The 15,686-nt window shown below is 69.4% G+C and carries 15 protein-coding genes and 2 pseudogenes; 1 reads left to right on the forward strand and 16 read right to left on the reverse strand.

The genetic code is table 11. From position 1 onward, the window contains the following. The 10 genes and pseudogenes from MVA01S_RS22750 to MVA01S_RS22795 all read right to left on the reverse strand — a co-directional run. A pseudogene (locus MVA01S_RS22750) lies at positions 1–323 on the reverse strand (hypothetical protein); the annotation flags it as partial. After that, entirely contained in the window at positions 310–828 is a 519-nt protein-coding gene (locus MVA01S_RS22755) for a (2Fe-2S)-binding protein (protein ID WP_003933958.1), read from the reverse strand. The pseudogene MVA01S_RS22750 and the gene MVA01S_RS22755, both read right to left, overlap by 14 nt. Continuing rightward, entirely contained in the window at positions 818–1,696 is an 879-nt protein-coding gene (locus MVA01S_RS22760; protein WP_040543283.1) for an FAD binding domain-containing protein, read from the reverse strand. The genes MVA01S_RS22755 and MVA01S_RS22760 overlap by 11 nt, the downstream gene beginning before the upstream one ends. Then, on the reverse strand, positions 1,693–3,987 hold the full coding sequence (locus MVA01S_RS22765) for a xanthine dehydrogenase family protein molybdopterin-binding subunit (RefSeq protein ID WP_237024369.1): 2,295 nt from the start codon (positions 3,985–3,987) through the stop codon (positions 1,693–1,695). Before MVA01S_RS22765 ends, MVA01S_RS22760 begins: the two co-directional genes overlap by 4 nt. A gap of 8 nt (positions 3,988–3,995) precedes the next feature. Continuing rightward, a complete protein-coding gene (locus MVA01S_RS22770) occupies positions 3,996–4,817 on the reverse strand; it encodes an ABC transporter permease (RefSeq protein ID WP_003934016.1) in 822 nt (273 codons plus the stop codon). Continuing rightward, entirely contained in the window at positions 4,814–5,662 is an 849-nt protein-coding gene (locus MVA01S_RS22775) for an ABC transporter permease (protein WP_003934015.1), read from the reverse strand. Before MVA01S_RS22775 ends, MVA01S_RS22770 begins: the two co-directional genes overlap by 4 nt. Beyond that, positions 5,659–6,438 carry an ABC transporter ATP-binding protein gene (locus MVA01S_RS22780; protein ID WP_237024368.1) on the reverse strand — a complete coding sequence of 260 codons (780 nt, stop codon included), beginning with the start codon at positions 6,436–6,438 and terminating at the stop codon, positions 5,659–5,661. Before MVA01S_RS22780 ends, MVA01S_RS22775 begins: the two co-directional genes overlap by 4 nt. Before the next feature lie 65 nt (positions 6,439–6,503). Beyond that, positions 6,504–7,508, reverse strand: a complete 1,005-nt coding sequence (locus tag MVA01S_RS22785; protein ID WP_003934013.1) for an ABC transporter substrate-binding protein — start codon at positions 7,506–7,508, stop codon at positions 6,504–6,506. A 62-nt stretch (positions 7,509–7,570) separates the two neighbouring features. Continuing rightward, on the reverse strand, positions 7,571–7,855 hold the full coding sequence (locus MVA01S_RS22790) for a hypothetical protein (protein WP_003934012.1): 285 nt from the start codon (positions 7,853–7,855) through the stop codon (positions 7,571–7,573). A 2-nt stretch (positions 7,856–7,857) separates the two neighbouring features. Next, a complete protein-coding gene (locus MVA01S_RS22795; protein WP_237024367.1) occupies positions 7,858–8,841 on the reverse strand; it encodes an LLM class flavin-dependent oxidoreductase in 984 nt (327 codons plus the stop codon). Positions 8,842–8,942: 101 nt separating this feature from the next. Here MVA01S_RS22795 and MVA01S_RS22800 point away from each other — a divergent pair, with 101 nt between their 5' ends. Continuing rightward, positions 8,943–9,545 (forward strand): SRPBCC family protein, encoded by a 603-nt coding sequence (locus MVA01S_RS22800; RefSeq protein WP_003934010.1) that lies wholly within the window; start codon positions 8,943–8,945, stop codon positions 9,543–9,545. Here the strand turns inward: MVA01S_RS22800 and MVA01S_RS22805 are convergent. From MVA01S_RS22805 to MVA01S_RS22830, 6 genes and pseudogenes are all read right to left on the reverse strand, one after another. Continuing rightward, a complete protein-coding gene (locus tag MVA01S_RS22805; RefSeq protein WP_003934009.1) occupies positions 9,526–9,990 on the reverse strand; it encodes a RidA family protein in 465 nt (154 codons plus the stop codon). The genes MVA01S_RS22800 and MVA01S_RS22805 overlap by 20 nt on opposite strands. Next, on the reverse strand, positions 9,987–10,751 hold the full coding sequence (locus MVA01S_RS22810) for a GntR family transcriptional regulator (RefSeq protein WP_003934008.1): 765 nt from the start codon (positions 10,749–10,751) through the stop codon (positions 9,987–9,989). The genes MVA01S_RS22805 and MVA01S_RS22810 overlap by 4 nt, the downstream gene beginning before the upstream one ends. A gap of 101 nt (positions 10,752–10,852) precedes the next feature. Further along, entirely contained in the window at positions 10,853–11,998 is a 1,146-nt protein-coding gene (locus MVA01S_RS22815; RefSeq protein WP_086006128.1) for an alpha/beta hydrolase family protein, read from the reverse strand. A 47-nt stretch (positions 11,999–12,045) separates the two neighbouring features. After that, positions 12,046–13,959 carry a 1-deoxy-D-xylulose-5-phosphate synthase gene (gene dxs, locus MVA01S_RS22820; RefSeq protein ID WP_003934006.1) on the reverse strand — a complete coding sequence of 638 codons (1,914 nt, stop codon included), beginning with the start codon at positions 13,957–13,959 and terminating at the stop codon, positions 12,046–12,048. A 4-nt stretch (positions 13,960–13,963) separates the two neighbouring features. Then, positions 13,964–15,316: a Na+/H+ antiporter NhaA gene (gene nhaA / locus MVA01S_RS22825; protein ID WP_003934005.1), complete on the reverse strand. Its 1,353-nt coding sequence runs from the start codon at positions 15,314–15,316 to the stop codon at positions 13,964–13,966. A gap of 75 nt (positions 15,317–15,391) precedes the next feature. Then, positions 15,392–15,686, reverse strand: a pseudogene (locus MVA01S_RS22830) (class I SAM-dependent RNA methyltransferase); the annotation flags it as partial.

Consider the following 15,686-nt stretch of genomic DNA (forward strand, 5'->3'; position numbering starts at 1 on the left):
GCCGCCGGGTGGCCGACCGTGAGCACGGCCAGCACCGCGCCGGCCAGCACCGCCAGCGCGCGGATCGCGATGGTCCCGAACGCCGCCCGCCACGTCGGCGACAGTGACGGCACCGCAGTCAGCACGAATCCCAGACCCATCGCCGACCCGAGCTCGGCGTGTCCGACCGCCGCGGTGGTCGCGAGGATCGCACCCAGCCCGGCCGCCAGCCAGGCCGCCATCCCCCACCGGCTCCGGCCGACCGGCCTCAGCAGCTCGGCGGGGCGTGGACGCCGCGGGACGGGCGGCAACGCCGACGTGGGCACACCGTCAGGACTCGGCACTGTCCTCGCCATCGGCGGGCGCCGCCGCGGCATCCAGCACCGCCGCCACGATGCCCTGGTAGCCGGTGCATCGACACACGTTGCCCGACAACGCTTCCCGCACCGACTCGGCGGTCAGCGGTTTCTCCGCGTCCGGGTCACGGAGCAATTCGACGGCACTGACCAGAAATCCCGGGGTGCAGAAACCACACTGCAATCCGCCGCAGCGGGTGAACGCCTGCTTGAGTCGCGCGGCCTCCTCGAACTGGTCGAGTCCCTCCACGGTGTCCACCCGCAGCCCGTCGGCCTGCACCGCGAGCATCAGGCACGCCCGTCCGGAACGACCGTCGACGAACACCGTGCACGCCCCGCAGACCCCGTGTTCGCAGCCCAGATGCGTTCCGGTGAGCCCGAGTTCGTCGCGCAGGAAGTCGGCGAGCGTGAGCCGCGGCGACACGGTGCGGGAGACCTGCCTACCGTTCACGATCAACGAGATGGCCACCGGTGCGGGTGTGTCAGCGTGCATCGTGCTCCCTTCCGGGCGCCCCCGCGCGGCGGTGCGCGGCGGTCATCGCCTCGGTCAGCGCGGCCGCGCACAGCCGCCGCGCATAGTCGGCATCGTCGGCCACCGGATCCGTGCCTGCGGCCCACCGCCGGCCCAGCCGCTGCCACAACTGCTCCGACGGCAACTCGCCGACGACGTCGTCGCCCACGAACAGCAGCGGCCGGTCGGCCACGCTCAGCACGCCGGCGCGCAGCGCCGAGATCCGGCCGTCCGGCCCGAGGGTGAGCATGCAGCCCGCGCCGGCAAGGCCGTAATCGCCGTGCTGGTGGGCATATTCGACGAAGCCCCAGCCCTGGTCGGGCCGGATCGCGGGCACCGAGATCCAGGTGATCATCTCGTCGGGCGCCAACGCGCTGGTGTAGAAGGACACGAACATCTCGTCCGCGCCGACCGTGCGCCGCCCGGACGATGCCGACTCGACATGGAAGGTCGCATCGAGAACCAGTGTGGCCAGCGGCATCTCGGCGGCAGGATCGGCGTGGGCCACCGAACCGCCGATCGTGCCGCGGTTGCGGATGCCGACGTGCCCGATGTGCCGCGCCGCCTCGGCCAGCAGCGGGGCGCGCGCCGCGATCAGCGGGTCCACCTCGACCGTGCGGTGCGTCACCAGCGCGCCCAGGATCAGGTCGTCGGTGTCGTCGAAGATCCGGTTCAGCTCGGTCAGCCTGCCGATGTCGATCACCGCCGACGGCCGGGCCAGCCGCAGGTTCATCAACGTCAGCAGCGACTGACCGCCCGCCAACAGCTTGGCGTCGGGATCGCCGGCCAGCAGATCCAGTGCCCCGCCGACCGATTCGGGCCGGTGGTAGTCGAAAGGCGCCGGCTTCACGACGCCACCCGCTGCAGAGCCCGGCACAGCTCACCGGTCTGGATCGGCGTGCTGGTGACGTGCAGGCCGCCACCGACGGCGTCGTCGACGGCACCGGCCACCGCGGAGTACACGGCGATGGTGCCGCTCTCCCCCGCGCCGCGCACGCCGAGGGGATTGACCGGGGTGTCGACGGAGAGATGGTTGACGATCACGTCGGGCACGTCGGTGGTCAGCGGCAGGTGATACGCCGCGAAGGTGGTCGAGGTCGGCTCGCCGGTGGGCGAATACCGCCACGCCTCGAAGAGCGCACCGCCGATGCCCTGCGCGACGCCGCCGACGATCTGGCCCTCGACGATGCGCGGGTTGATCTCCCGGCCCCCTTCGTGGGACACCGCGTAGCGCAACACCTTCACGATTCCGGTGCGGCGGTGCACACCGACGATCACCGCGTGCACGCCCATCGTCCAGGTCACCGTCTCGACCCGGAACACCGACGTCACGTCCAGCGCCGCGCCGCCCTCACCGGCGCCGCCGACCCGGCTCGCCGCAGCCAGTTCGTCCCAGCCCAGCACGTCGTCGCCGGCGGTGAACCGGCCGTGCGCATAGTCGGCGGACCCGGCGCCCATCAGGTCCGCGGCCCGCGCCGAGGCCAGCTCGATCAGCTCGCGGCACGCCTGGTGCACGGCCGAGCCGGCCAGGACGGCCGACCGGCTGGCGAACGTGCCCACGCCCTCGGGCAGGCGTTCGGTGTCCGAGGCGACGTAGCGCACCCGTTCCAGCGGGACCTCCAGCGCGTCCGCGGCCACCTGCGCGAAGACCGTCTCGTGTCCCTGCCCAGCCGAGGCCGCCCCCGCCGTGACCTCGAACCGGCCGTCGGGCAGCAGCCGCGCCCGCCCGGTCTCGTGAGGTCCGCGCCCGGTGGCCTCCAGGTAGGACGACAGCCCGTAACCGATGTGGTGGTCCGGGTTCTGCAGCGCGCACACGTCGGCCTCCGACGGCGGCAGCGCCGCCAGCACCGAGTCCAGGCACGCGAGGTAGTCGCCGCCGTCGTAGGCGATCGGTACGCCGTCGCGGTACGGAATGGGCCGCGGATAGGGCATGTCCGCAGCGGTCAGCAGGTTGCGCCTGCGGATCTCGGCGCCCGAGATGCCCAGAGCGGCGGCGGCGGCATCGAGGCTGCGTTCCAGCGAGAACGTGGCCTCGGGCCGGCCCGCACCGCGATACTGGGCCACCAGCGTCTTGTTGGTCAGTGCGGCGCGACCGCGCACGTGCACCGCCGGCACGCGGTAGGGGCCCATCAGGTGCACCGCGGTGTTCGCCACGATGCCTGCGACCCAGAGGCTTCCGGCGCCGATGTCCACGACGAAGTCGACGTCCCACGCCAGGATCCGGCCTGCCGCGTCCACGGCCAGCCGGGCCCGGTGCGTCTGGTCCCGGGCCTGCGCGCTGGAGACCAGATGTTCCTGCCGGTCCTCGATCCAGATCAGCCGGCGCCGGACATGTTCGGCGAGCACCGCGAGGACGACCTCCTCGGCGTACACGTTGGCCTTGGTACCGAATCCGCCGCCGACGTCGGGCACGCTGACCTTCACCTGGTCCCGCGTCCAGCCCGTCACCGAGCAGATCGCGTTGCGCACCATGTGCGGGATCTGGGTGGACGTGGACACCTCGACGCGGCCCAGCGTCGCGGCGTACTCGGCCAGCACACCGCGGCATTCCAGCGGCACCGCGCCGTGGCGCTCCATCCGGTAGGTGTCCTCGACCACGTGGGCGGCCACCTCGAACGCGCCACCGGGATCACCGAACTCGTACTCCAGCCGGGCCGCCTCGTTGTGGCCCAGGTGATCGAACAGCACGGGAGCGGCGGGGTCGAGGGCCGCCGCGGCGTCGACGACCGGCTCCAGACTCTGGTAGGACACCACGACGTGCTCGGCGGCGTCCTCGGCCAGATACCGGTCGTCGGCGACCACGACCGCGATCGGCTGCCCGACGAAATGCACCCGGTCCGAGGCGAGGATCGCCAACCGCTGCTCGGCGAGCACCAGCGACGTGGCCGCGGTGAAGTCCGGATCCGGGGTGGTCAGCGACGGGATCGGCGTGTGCTCCAGGCCGAGGTCGGCGGCGGTGAAAACACCGTGCACACCGGGCATCTGCTCGGCAGCAGCCGTGTCGATACCGGTGATCCCGGCGTGCGGCTGGGTGGACCTGACGAACACGACGTGTTTGGCGCCCGCGGCGTGATCGGCCAGGAACCGTCCGTTCCCGGCCAGCAGGCGGTCGTCCTCCCGACGCCGCACCGAGCTGCCCACTGACCGGCTCAATGTAGCCGTTTCTCCCACTGCCACAGGGCGATCGAGATACCGAACGAGATGGTGATCAGCAGCATGATGGTGGCCACCATCGACGGGTAATCGCCGTGGCTGTAGGCCTGCAGCACCACCCTGCCCAGACCGCGCCGGGTCGCGAAGAACTCCGACAGCACGACGCCCACCACCGCGAGGCTCACGGCCAGCCGGATCCCGGTCAGCAGCGGACGCCGGATCGCCGGAAAGATGATGTGGGTCAACATCTGCCAGGCGTTCGCGCGGACCGAGCGAGCCAGCTTCCAGTAGACCTTCGGGATCTCCTGCACACCGGTGGACACGTTGATCAGCACTGGGAACAGGGCGAACAGCACCCCCATCACGATCTTGGAACCCGACAGGCTGAAGATCGGCAGCAGCACCGGGTACAGCACGATCTTGGGAATCCCGTTGAGCATGATGATGAGCGGTTCGAAGATCATCCGCAGCCGGCTGGACAGGCCGAGCATCAGGCCCAACCCGCCGCCGACGGCGGTGCCGATCACGAACGCCATCAGCACCGCCTGCGCGGTGACGCGCAGGTCGAACAGATACGTGGGGTCCGACAGATTCTCGAACAGCACCACGATCGTCTGCGCCGGTGAGGGGATCACGAACGTCAGACCGGACATCACCTGCCAGGCGAGCACCACCACGACCGCCAGCAGGCTTGCCCCGACTGCCTGACTGGCCAGCAGGGACCGCCACGAGAAGCGGGACGGCGCAACAGTTTCGGTCTCGGTTTCCGTCGAGGTCGGCTTCGGGCTCGGGACTGGGGCCGGCTTCGTGGCGGTCACGCGTTCCTCCCTCGCAACAGCACCCGCTCGACGGTGGCCAGCGCGACCGTCAGCAGGCACGACAGCAGCAGCACGACCACGATGTAGGCGAACATGCCGACGTTGTCGAAAATTTCGTAGAGATACCGGATCCGGTACCCCAATCCGGCCTGGGCCGTGGTGAACTCCATCGCGATGGTGCCGATCAGCGCGTACACCACCGCCAGCCGCAGACCGGCGACGATGAACGGCCCGGCGGCGGGGATGGCGATCGCGAACAGCGTCTGCCGTGGCGAGGCTTTCAGCGAGCGCGCCAGCTTCATGTACACCGGCGGCATCTGGTTCAGGCCCACCGCGGTGTTCAGCGCCATCGGGATGGCCGCCATGATGGTGGCCAGGATGATCACCGACATCGAGTTGATGCCGACGAGCACGATCATCACCGGGTAGAACAGCACCAGTGGTACGGCGTAGAACGAGACCAGGTACGGCTCGAACACCCGGCCCAGCAGCGGGACCTTCCAGAACAGCAGGCCGGCGGTGAACCCCAGCAGGCAGCCGAACAGGATCGACAGCGCGACCTCGATACCGGTGCGCTGCGCGTCCAGCCAGAACTGCGATTCGGTGATCAGGACGCCCAACTCGGCGAGGATCACCGACGGCGCCGGCATCACATGGTCGTTCCACCAGCCCGCCGCAGAGCCGATCTCGGCGAACGCGGTGAACGCCAGCAACAGCAGGACCGTCGATCCCGCGCTGTAGGCCAGCTTTCCGAACCGTCGCCCGCGGCGCTGCGGTCCGGCCGGTGTTCCGGGCGGCGTGGCCTCGGTGGGCAGGTCGTCGGTGGCCGCGAACGAGGTGCTCACGTGGCCGCCGTCTCCTGCTGCTGGAAGCCACGCATCGATTCGGCCTGCAGGGATCCCCAGATCCGGTTGTGCAGTTCGTTGAAGCGTGGTGTGGAGACCACCCCGGCGTCGCGCTCCCCCGGCAGATCGATGTCGACGACGTCGATGATGGTTCCGGGACGGTAGGACATCACCCAGACCTGTTGCGAGAGCAGGATCGCCTCGGAGATGTCGTGCGTGACGAACATGATCGTCTGCTTCGTCCTGGCCCAGATCTGGCGGACCTCGGTGCCGAGGAACAGCCGGGTCTGCTGGTCCAGCGCTGCGAACGGCTCGTCCATCAGCACCACCTCCGGCTGCACGGCCAGCGTGCGCGCCAGCGCGACACGCTGCCGCATACCGCCGGAAAGCTGTGAGGGATAGGACTTCTCGAATCCACTCAAGCCGACCAGGTCGACGGCTTCCTTGGCCCGCTTACGCCGGGTGTCCTTCGGAACCCCGATCATCTCCATCGCGAAGCCGACGTTCTCCTCGACGGTGCGCCACGGCAACGTCGAGTCCTCCTGGAACACGACGCCGATCTTCGGGTCGGGGCCGGTCACCGGCTTGCCGGCGACGCTGACGGTGCCGGTGGTGGCCTTCTGCAGGCCCGCGACCACTGCGAGCAGCGTCGACTTTCCGCATCCACTCGGCCCGACGATGGACACGAAGCTCGAATGCGGAACACTCTGGTCGATGCCGGTGACCGCCGTGACACGGCGGGCGGGTGTGTCGAAAACGACTGACACTCCGGTCATCTCGATGCCTGGTGAGTTCAAGACGCTACCTTTTCGCTCGGACGTGGGCTGGAGTCGACGGTCGGTCAGAAGGTGGCCCGGTCATCCTCGGGCAGGTACTGCTGGTCGAGCACCGTGGCCCAGTCCACCGGCTGGTCGATCTGGCCCGCGGCCAGCATCAGATCGGAGAGGTTGCTCAGGCCCTCGGCATCGACTTTGAGGGAGTAGGCCTTGGCCAGGTCGGGGTTGCTGCGCAGCGCGGCCTGCATGACCTCCGGGGAGACTCCCACCAGCGGACCGATCTCGGCGCCGGCCTCGTCGGGGTTGGACACGACCCACTCGTTGAGCCGGTCGGCGACCTTGAAGAACTTCTTCAGATTCTCGGGGTTGGCCTCGGCATACTCGGTGTTGACCGCGACCAGGTCGGCGGGCAGGTCGCCCAGCACGTCGCGGGAGTTGATCAGCACCTCGGCGTTCTCGGAGGCCTGCTTCTCGGCGATGAACGGCTGCATCGCCCAGCCCGCGGTGATCTGGTTGGCCTTGGCGGCGGTCCAGTTGTCACCCATCTGGCCGACGGCCTGGGCCCGGACACCCTGACCGAGTTCGCGTTCGAGGCCCTTGACCAGAAGTTCGGTCGACGAACCGGCGGAGCTGAAGCCCAGTACGGCGCCCTCGATCGAACGCCCGGGCGGGCTGATCCAGGAGAAGTCGTTGACCTGGAACCACGGCGCGACCACCTTGAGGTTCGAATTCGGTTGCTGCGCAGCAAGAAGCACCGAGCTGTTGCCCGCGATCGCCATGTCGGCGTCACCGCTGGTCACCACGCGCAGCGTGTTGCCGCCGCCGCCGCCGGAGAACAGGTCGACCTTGAGGCCCTCCTCCTCGAACCACTTCTTGTTGATGCCTGCGGTCAGGATCGCCATGAAGGGCAGGCTGTCGACGCCGGTCGCCGAGATGCTCAGCGTGTCGGTCGCGGCTCCCCCGCCGCCCGCGTCAGCCGGTCCGGCGGATTCGTCGGCACACGCGGTGGCGCCGACAAGCAGTGCGGACGTCGCGACGAGTGCGCCGATGACCTTGGGGAACCGTGACATAAAAGGAGCCTCCAGAAGGGGTTTGAATATTGGATACACTATACGAAGAGGTGTGATCTGGGTCAATATTTACGGCGATGTCGGCGCGAGATCACAGCGGCCATTTCCAGCCCGGCCGCCACGCCCAGCAGCACGAATGCACCACGCAGACCGGATCCGTCCGAAGAATCCGCGGCGCCGGCGTCGCGCCGCGGGTCAGCATATTCGGTGACGGCCGACGGCGCAGATCCAGCTTCGACGACGCCGTCAGCCGGCGTCAGCGCGCGCTTCAACGCCGGGGGCGCGCCGGGCACGGCACTGCCCGGCGCCGGGTGCGCCCGCAGATCCGCGGCGTCGGGCCGGCTCACTCCTAGCGACCGTTGACGATGTCGGCGAAGGCGCGGATCGTGCCCTCGCGACTCTGGCCGGGCCGCACGAACGGCACGATCGACACCTGGTCGACCCCGAGGGACTCGATCTCCTTGAGCCGCTGCGCGCACTCGGCCTTGGTGCCGGCCAGCGCGAACAGATCGACGAGTTCGTCGGGCACCAGGTCGGCGTGTGCGGCCTCGGGATTCATGTGCTCGTAGTAGTTGTACTGCTCGCGGATCCGGTCGATGGCCTTCTCCAGTGAGGGGTCCACCTTCGCCGGCAACGGACGGATCGCGACGCGGGACACATGTGCGCGCACCAGATCTCGCGCCTCGGTGCTGTCCTCGCCGATCGCCGTCGGGGTCCACAACACGATGTGCAGGTCGTCGAGCGTGCGGCCGCTCTGCCGCGCACCCCGTTCGATGGTCTGCAGCGCGCCCTCGATGAACTCGGGCGCCGTGCCCACCAGCACGATGACGCCGTCGGCGATGCGGCCGGACATCTCCAGGATCTTCGGGGCGGACGCCGCGATGTAGATCGGAATGTCCACCGGACCGCTCAGGTAGTTCAGGTGGTATTCGGCGCCACTGGTGGGTTCGGCGACCTTCTCGCCGCGGAACAGCGCGCGCAGGTCCGTGATGGACTTCTCCAGTTCGGCGAGCTTGAGGGGCTTGAGGCCCATCGTCCGGAGCGACGAGTCCCCGGTGCCGATACCGAGAGCGACTCGGCCACCGGTGAACTCAGCCAAAGTGGCCCACGTGGAGGCCAGCAGCGAGGGGTGCCGGGTGACCGCGTTGGTCACCCCCGTGCCGAACACGATCCGCTCCGTGCCGACCGCGGCCGCACCCATCACCGTCGAGGACTCCCGCCAGATGTTCTGGGAATCGCCGAACCAGACGTGGTCGTAACCGAGGTCCTCACACAGCCGGACATAGGAACACATCGCTCCCGCCGGCTCGGTGGGGAACAGTCCTACACCCATGCTCAGCATTCGGGAAAGCCTCCTCGGGGGGCGAGTTTGAGATTGCTGTATATCGTATCCAATCGTAGGGTGGCGTGGTCTGAACCACAACCGGAGGACGAATGAAACTCATCAACGAGTTCACGGTCGACGCGCCACTGGACGATGCGTGGGCGGTGCTCACCGACATTCCCACCGTCGTCCGCTGCGTCCCGGGCGCGGAACTGGACCGTCGCGACGGCGCCGATTACCACGCCCACGTCACCGTCAAAGTCGGGCCGATCGGAATGACGTTGGCGGGCAAGGCGACTCTGGTCTCTCAGGACGACTCCGCCAGGGAGATGGTGGTCTCGGGCACGGCCGCCGACCGGAAGGGCAACGGGTCCACCGAGGCCACGGTGCGTCTGGTGGCCCGTGAACAGGCCGGCCGGACGGCCGTCACCGTCACCACCGACCTCGAACTCAGCGGCCGCATCGCGCAATTCGGCAAGGGCGCGATCGTGCCGGTGAGCAATCGCATCATCGGCCAGTTCGTCGAGCGTCTCGACGCCGTGATCGTCGGCGGTCCCGCAACCGCGCCCGACGCGATCACCGAACCTCCGTCACGCCCGGCCACGGCACCGCTACCGGAATGGATCACCTTGGCGGCCAACGGATTCGCCGGGCTCGCGCTCGGCCTGGCGATCGGGCGCTGGCTGGACCGACTCAGGCCTGTGCGACGCTGACGACGACATCGAGTTCCACGCACGCCCCGCCCGGCAGCGACGCGACACCGATCGCGGTCCGCGCGTGCGCGCCGACGTCCGCGCCGAACACGTCGATCAGCACCCGCGACGCTCCGTCGATGACCGCCGGGTGGGCGTCGAAGTCGGCGACCGCGCGCACATAGCCGCGCAACTGGACCACCGCGCTCACCGCGTCCAGCCCCACCGCGGCCTCGATCGCGCCGAGAAGATTCAACGCGGCCAGTGCCGCCTGCTCGCCGGCGGTCTCGACGGTCACATCGTCGCCGACGACCCCGCGCAGCGCGGGCACCCCGGCGCGGCGGGCCGTCGCCCCGGATACCCAGAGCTGATCGCCGCACCGGCGGCTCGGGAAATAGGCACCCTTCGGGGGCGGCGCGGCGGGAAGTGACAGCCCCAGCTCGCGCAGCCGGTCGGCGACCGTCACGCCGGCGAGTCCCGCTCGGCCTCGAAGATCCGGTGGATCGGCTCGATCGCGTGGGCGCGGTGCTCATTGTTGAGCGCGACCATCCGCTCGACATCACGGGCGGCCATCGCCTCGATCATCGCCACGTGCTCGTGGCAGACCTTCGGCATGTCGAGCAGCGGTGAATACATGGGCCGGTAGGCGTCGGCGGTGTTCCACAACTGGGTGACGATGCGTTTGGTGCGGGCCATCCCGCTGGCGTGGAAGGTCAGGAAGTGGAACTGCCGGTTGAACACCCCGACCGAGATCAGGTCGCCGTCGGCGAGCGCCTTGTCCATGTCGGCGTTGCAGCTACGCATGTCGTCGACGATCTGGTCGGTGACCGCGGGCATCGCGTCCCGGATCAGCGCCTCCTCCAGGATGGCGCGCAGGGTGAACACCTCGAGCAGGTCGGCCAGGCTGAGCTTGGTGACGCGGTAGCCGCTGTGCGGCACGTAGGTGATGTACTCCTCGGCCTCCAGCGTCTTGAGCGCTTCACGGATCGGGATGCGCGACATCCCGAACTGTTCGGCGACCGCCTCCTGCACGATCCAGCTGCCGGGCGCCAGCTTGCCGGTGGTGATGTCGTGCCGCAGCGCCTCTACGACGGCCTGCTGAGCGGTCTTGGGGCGGACGAAATCCGACCGGCGTCCCCGATCGGCATCCGCGGCCGGGGCCGTCGACGCGTCGCCCTCGTTGGTGTTCCGGGGTCCGGAACGCTTGGTTGCGGTGCGCGGTGACATCGGCTCTCGCTTTCAGGTGATTGGATACACTATGCGATCACCTGTGCCGACGAGTCAAACTTCTGTCCGCAGACCGCGGTTCGCGCGCTGACCGGCAGCGCTCAGGCCAGCACCCCCGACAGGAACGCGGTCGAGTCCGGCATCGACGTCAGCACCGTGCCGCTGTGGTCGGAGTCCGGGTACACCTTCAACGTCACGTCCTGGCCGTTGGCCGTCAACCGCTCGGCGAACCGCAGGGTCAGATCCGGTGGCACATCGCGGTCCTGCAATCCGACCCCGAGGAAGATCGGCCGGTCGTAACCGTCGGCCGGTACACCCATGAACGCATCGATCGCCTCGACCGCGCCGGGGATCGACGCGATCGGCGCGGTGAAGAATCCGGGCACCGTCAGAGCTTCCAGCACACCGGGAAGGTCAGTGGCACACAGCGTCTCGGCTTTGTCGGCAGCGGCGCGCCCCGCAGGGGTCAACACCCGGTCCAGATCGAGGTCGGGGCGGGCCTCCCGCAGGGCCGCGACGATGTAGGCGGTGTAGGCGCTGCCCATCGGACCGAGGGCGGGCGGGACGGCCATGTCCGGCCCCGCCTGCTTGATGATGGTCTCGACGTTGGCCGGGGTGCCGGTGGCGACGACACCGCGGTAGTCCAGGCCATGTCCGGCGCTGAACTCGGTGGCCCAGCGGGCGGTCGCGACGGCGGCGCCCCCACCCTGGGACTGTCCGACCACCGCCCACTTCGGCGACAGAGCCAGTCCCATCTGGTGGGCCGCGATCACCGAATCCACCACAGCCCGTGCGGTGGTGCGGCTGTTGAGGTAGCTCATCAGCCCCGGTGTGCCCAGGCCGGTGTAGTCGCTGCCCACTACGGCGTAACCCTGGTCGAGCCAGTGCGACAGGTACTCACCGTCGCGGTCGCTGCGCGGCCGCGCCGACGGCGCGCAGTCGTCACCGAGACCGACGGTGCCGTGCGCCCACGCCACCACCGGCCATCCGCCTTGCGGAGCGGCCGTTCTCGGGGTGAACACCACCGCGGTGCTGACCGCCGGGCGGTCGTGCTGGTCGATGGTGGAGTACAGGATGCGGTAGGCGGAGCCGGCCTCGGGCACCGACAGCGCGGGATCCAGCGTCACGGTCTCCAGCAGCGTGCCCGGCGACGCCGCGGGTCCGTCCCAGGCCCTGGCGTCGAGGCCCGACCAGACCGGTGTCCCGGCGTTCGCGGTGGACGCACCCGCGACCAGCGCAGCGATCATCAGCAGAACCGCCGCCGCGAGGCGGGCGGAGAAGGCTTTCAGCACGGTCAGTCCACGCGCTCGCTGACTTCGCGGTCGCCGTCGGCAGCGCCCAGCGCGGCCACCCAGCCGGTGATCTGGCGGGCGATGTTCTGCTCGGTCAGCCCGACCTCGGCCAGCACCTCGCCGCGCGAGGCGTGTGCGAAGAACTCCTGGGGCAGCGCGGCGTCCCGGCACGGCACGTCGATCTCCTTGCGCCGCAACGCACTCGACACCGCCGATCCGACCCCGCCGTGACCGCCGTTGTCCTCGATGGTGACGACCAGCTTGTGCCGGGGCGCCAGTGTCGCGATCAGTTCCGGGACGGGCAGCACCCATCGCGGGTCCACCACCGTCACCCCGATGCCCTGGTTGCGCAACCGTTCGGCGATCGCCAGCGCCATCGCGGCGAACGGACCGACGGCGACCACGAGCACGTCCTCCGACAGCCCGTCGGCGGGGACGGCCAGGATGTCCACCCCGTCGCGCCGTTCGAGGGCCGGGATGTCCTCTCCGACATCGCCTTTCGGGAAGCGCACGGCGGTCGGCCCGTCCTTGATCTCGACGGCCTCGCCGAGTTCCTCCCGCAGCCGGGCACCGTCACGCGGTGCGGCGACCCGCATCCCGGGCACGATGCCCAGGATCGACAGGTCCCACATGCCGTTGTGGCTGGCGCCGTCCGGGCCGGTGACCCCGGACCGGTCCAGCACGATCGTCACCGGGAGCTTGTGCAGCGCCACGTCCATCAGCATCTGGTCGAACGCGCGGTTGAGGAACGTCGAGTAGATCGCCACCACCGGGTGCATGCCACCCATCGCCAGCCCGGCGGCCGACGTCATCGCGTGCTGTTCGGCGATACCGACGTCGAAGAAGCGGTCCGGGAAGCTCTCCCGGAACGCGCTCAGGCCGGTGGGTCCGGGCATCGCGGCGGTGATCGCCACGACGTCGCGGCGCTTGGCCGCCAGGCGGATCAGCGCCTCGGAGAACGTCGAGGTCCAGCCGGGGCCGGGCACCGAGGTGGCCAGCCCGGTCTGCGGGTCGATGACCCCGCACGCGTGCATCTGGTCGTCGAGGTCGTTCTCCGCCGGCGAGTAGCCCATGCCCTTACGGGTCACCACGTGGACCACCACCGGGGCGTTGAACGCGCGGGCGTGGCGCAGCGCGCCTTCCACGGCGTGCTCGTCGTGGCCGTCGATCGGCCCCACGTACTTCAGACCGAGGTCGGTGAACATCATCTGCGGCGACAACGCATCCTTGATGCCCGCCTTGATGCTGTGCATGCACTGGTAGCAGAACTCGCCGATCACCGGCACGCCGCGGACGGCCTTGCGGCCCTCCTCCAGCACGCGCTCGTAGCCGGGTTGCAGCCGCAGTCCGGCGAGGTGCTCGGCGAACCCGCCGATCGTCGGCGCGTAGCTGCGGCCGTTGTCGTTGACGACGATGACCACCGGACGCCGAGACGCGGCGATGTTGTTCATCGCCTCCCAGCACATGCCGCCGGTCAGTGCGCCGTCACCGACCACCGCCACCACGTGGCGGTTGCGGTGCCCCGACAGCTCGAAGGCCTTGGCCAGTCCGTCGGCGTACGACAGCGCCGAGCTCGCGTGGCTGGACTCCACCCAGTCGTGCTCGCTCTCGGCGCGCGACGGATAGCCGGACAGGCCGTCCTTCTTGCGCAGCGAACCGAACTCCTGGCTACGGCCCGTGAGCATCTTGTGCACATAGGCCTGGTGCCCGGTGTCGAACACGATCGGATCGTGCGGGGAGTCGAAAACCCGGTGCAGGGCAAGCGTCAACTCGACCACACCGAGGTTGGGTCCCAGGTGTCCACCCGTGGCAGCGACCTTGTGAATCAGGAAATCTCGGATCTCCCGGGCCAGGTCCTCCAGTTGCGCCTGCGACAGGTGTTGTAGATCTGCGGGACCGCGGATCTGTTCAAGCATCCCGTCAGTCTACGCACGGCCCAGCAGGCCGGTCCTGTTGAGCCTGGTACACATCGGGCACTCCGTCCTGGTCGGCGTCGACCGATTCTTCCTCCTGAATGCGCCGGTAGGCACGGTTTCTGGTGAGCAGCAGACCGGTGGCCAGGGTGGCCGCCAACAGTGATCCCGACAACACCCCGACCTTCACAAATTCGTCACGTTCGGAGCCCATTCCGTACGCCAGATCACCGATCAGCAGCGACACGGTGAATCCGATGCCCGCCAGCATGGACACCCCGAGCACGTCGACCCAGCGCAGCGCGGAGTCCAGTTTCGCGCGGGACACGGCCACCAGCACCCGGGTGGTCAGGAAGATCCCGATCGGTTTGCCGAGCACCAACCCCGCCACGATGCCCAGCGTGATCGGGTCGCTGAACGCCCGTGCCAGCCCGCTGACGCCCCCCAGGTTCACCCCGGCGGCGAAGAACGCGAACACCGGGATCGCCACGCCCGCCGACACCGGCCGGAGCCGGTGTTCGAAGTGCTCGGCCAGGCCCGGCCCCGCGTCGGGTCCCCCGGCTGCCTGGCTGCGCATCACCGGTACCAGGAAGCCGAGCAGTACGCCCGCGACCGTGGCGTGCACGCCGGACTCGTGCACCAGCACCCAGGTCGCCACCGCCAGCGGGATGAGCAGCCACCACGACCGCACCCGCCGCTGCACGCAGAAACCGAAGAGCGCCAGCGGCACTGCGGCCAGGGCCAGGGCCGTCACGTTGATGTCCTCGGTGTAGAAGACCGCGATCACCGTGACCGCCAGCAGGTCGTCGACGACGGCCAGCGTCAGCAGGAAGGTGCGCAGCGCCGACGGAAGATGCGTGGAGATGACCGCCAGCACCGCGACCGCGAACGCGATGTCGGTGGCCGTGGGGATCGCCCAGCCGCGCACCGCGCCGTCACCCACCCGGGCGGTGATCGCGACGAAGATCAATGCCGGCACCACCATGCCGCCGACCGCGGCCGCGATCGGCAGCGCGGCCCGGCTGGGGTCGCGCAGGTCGCCGGCCACGAACTCGCGTTTGAGCTCCAGGCCGACGACGAAGAAGAAGATGGCCAGCAGCCCGTCGGCGGCCCAGGTCCCGACGGTCAGATTCAGGTGAAGTCCGAACGGCTGGCCGCCCAGCTCCAGGTCGCGCAACGCGAAATACGACTCCGACCACGGTGAATTGGCCCACAGCAGCGCACCGGCGGCCGCGATCAGCAGAATGACCCCGCCGACGGTCTCCTTGCGCAGGATCTCGGTGACCCTGGTGGTCTCCGCCCACGTGCCGCGCGAGAGTACGGCGAGCCGGAACGGGTGTTTGCGCGGATCAGATGTCACAAGCCCTGCCTCGTTGTTCGGCGTCTCTGAACGTACCGCCGACCAGACTTCCCGGCACACCTGTGGACGGTCACTCTACCGGCTGAGCACGGCGACACACTCCACGTGGTGGGTCAGCGGGAACGAATCGAACACCCGCAGCTGCTCGACCGCGTAGCCGTGTCCGAGGTAGAGGCCCACATCGCGGGCAAACGATGCTGCCTCACACCCGATGTGCACGATCCGGGGCACCTCCGCAGCGGCCAGCAGGTCGATGACCTCGCGGCCGGCGCCGGTGCGCGGCGGATCCAGCACCGCGACGTCGGCGCGGCGGCTCTGGCCGGCCAGCGCGCGGCGCACCGAATCGGTCACCACGGTCACGTTGTCGAGG

It is taken from the genome of Mycolicibacterium vaccae NBRC 14118 = CIP 105934 (assembly GCF_001552715.1).
Taxonomy (GTDB): domain Bacteria; phylum Actinomycetota; class Actinomycetes; order Mycobacteriales; family Mycobacteriaceae; genus Mycobacterium; species Mycobacterium vaccae.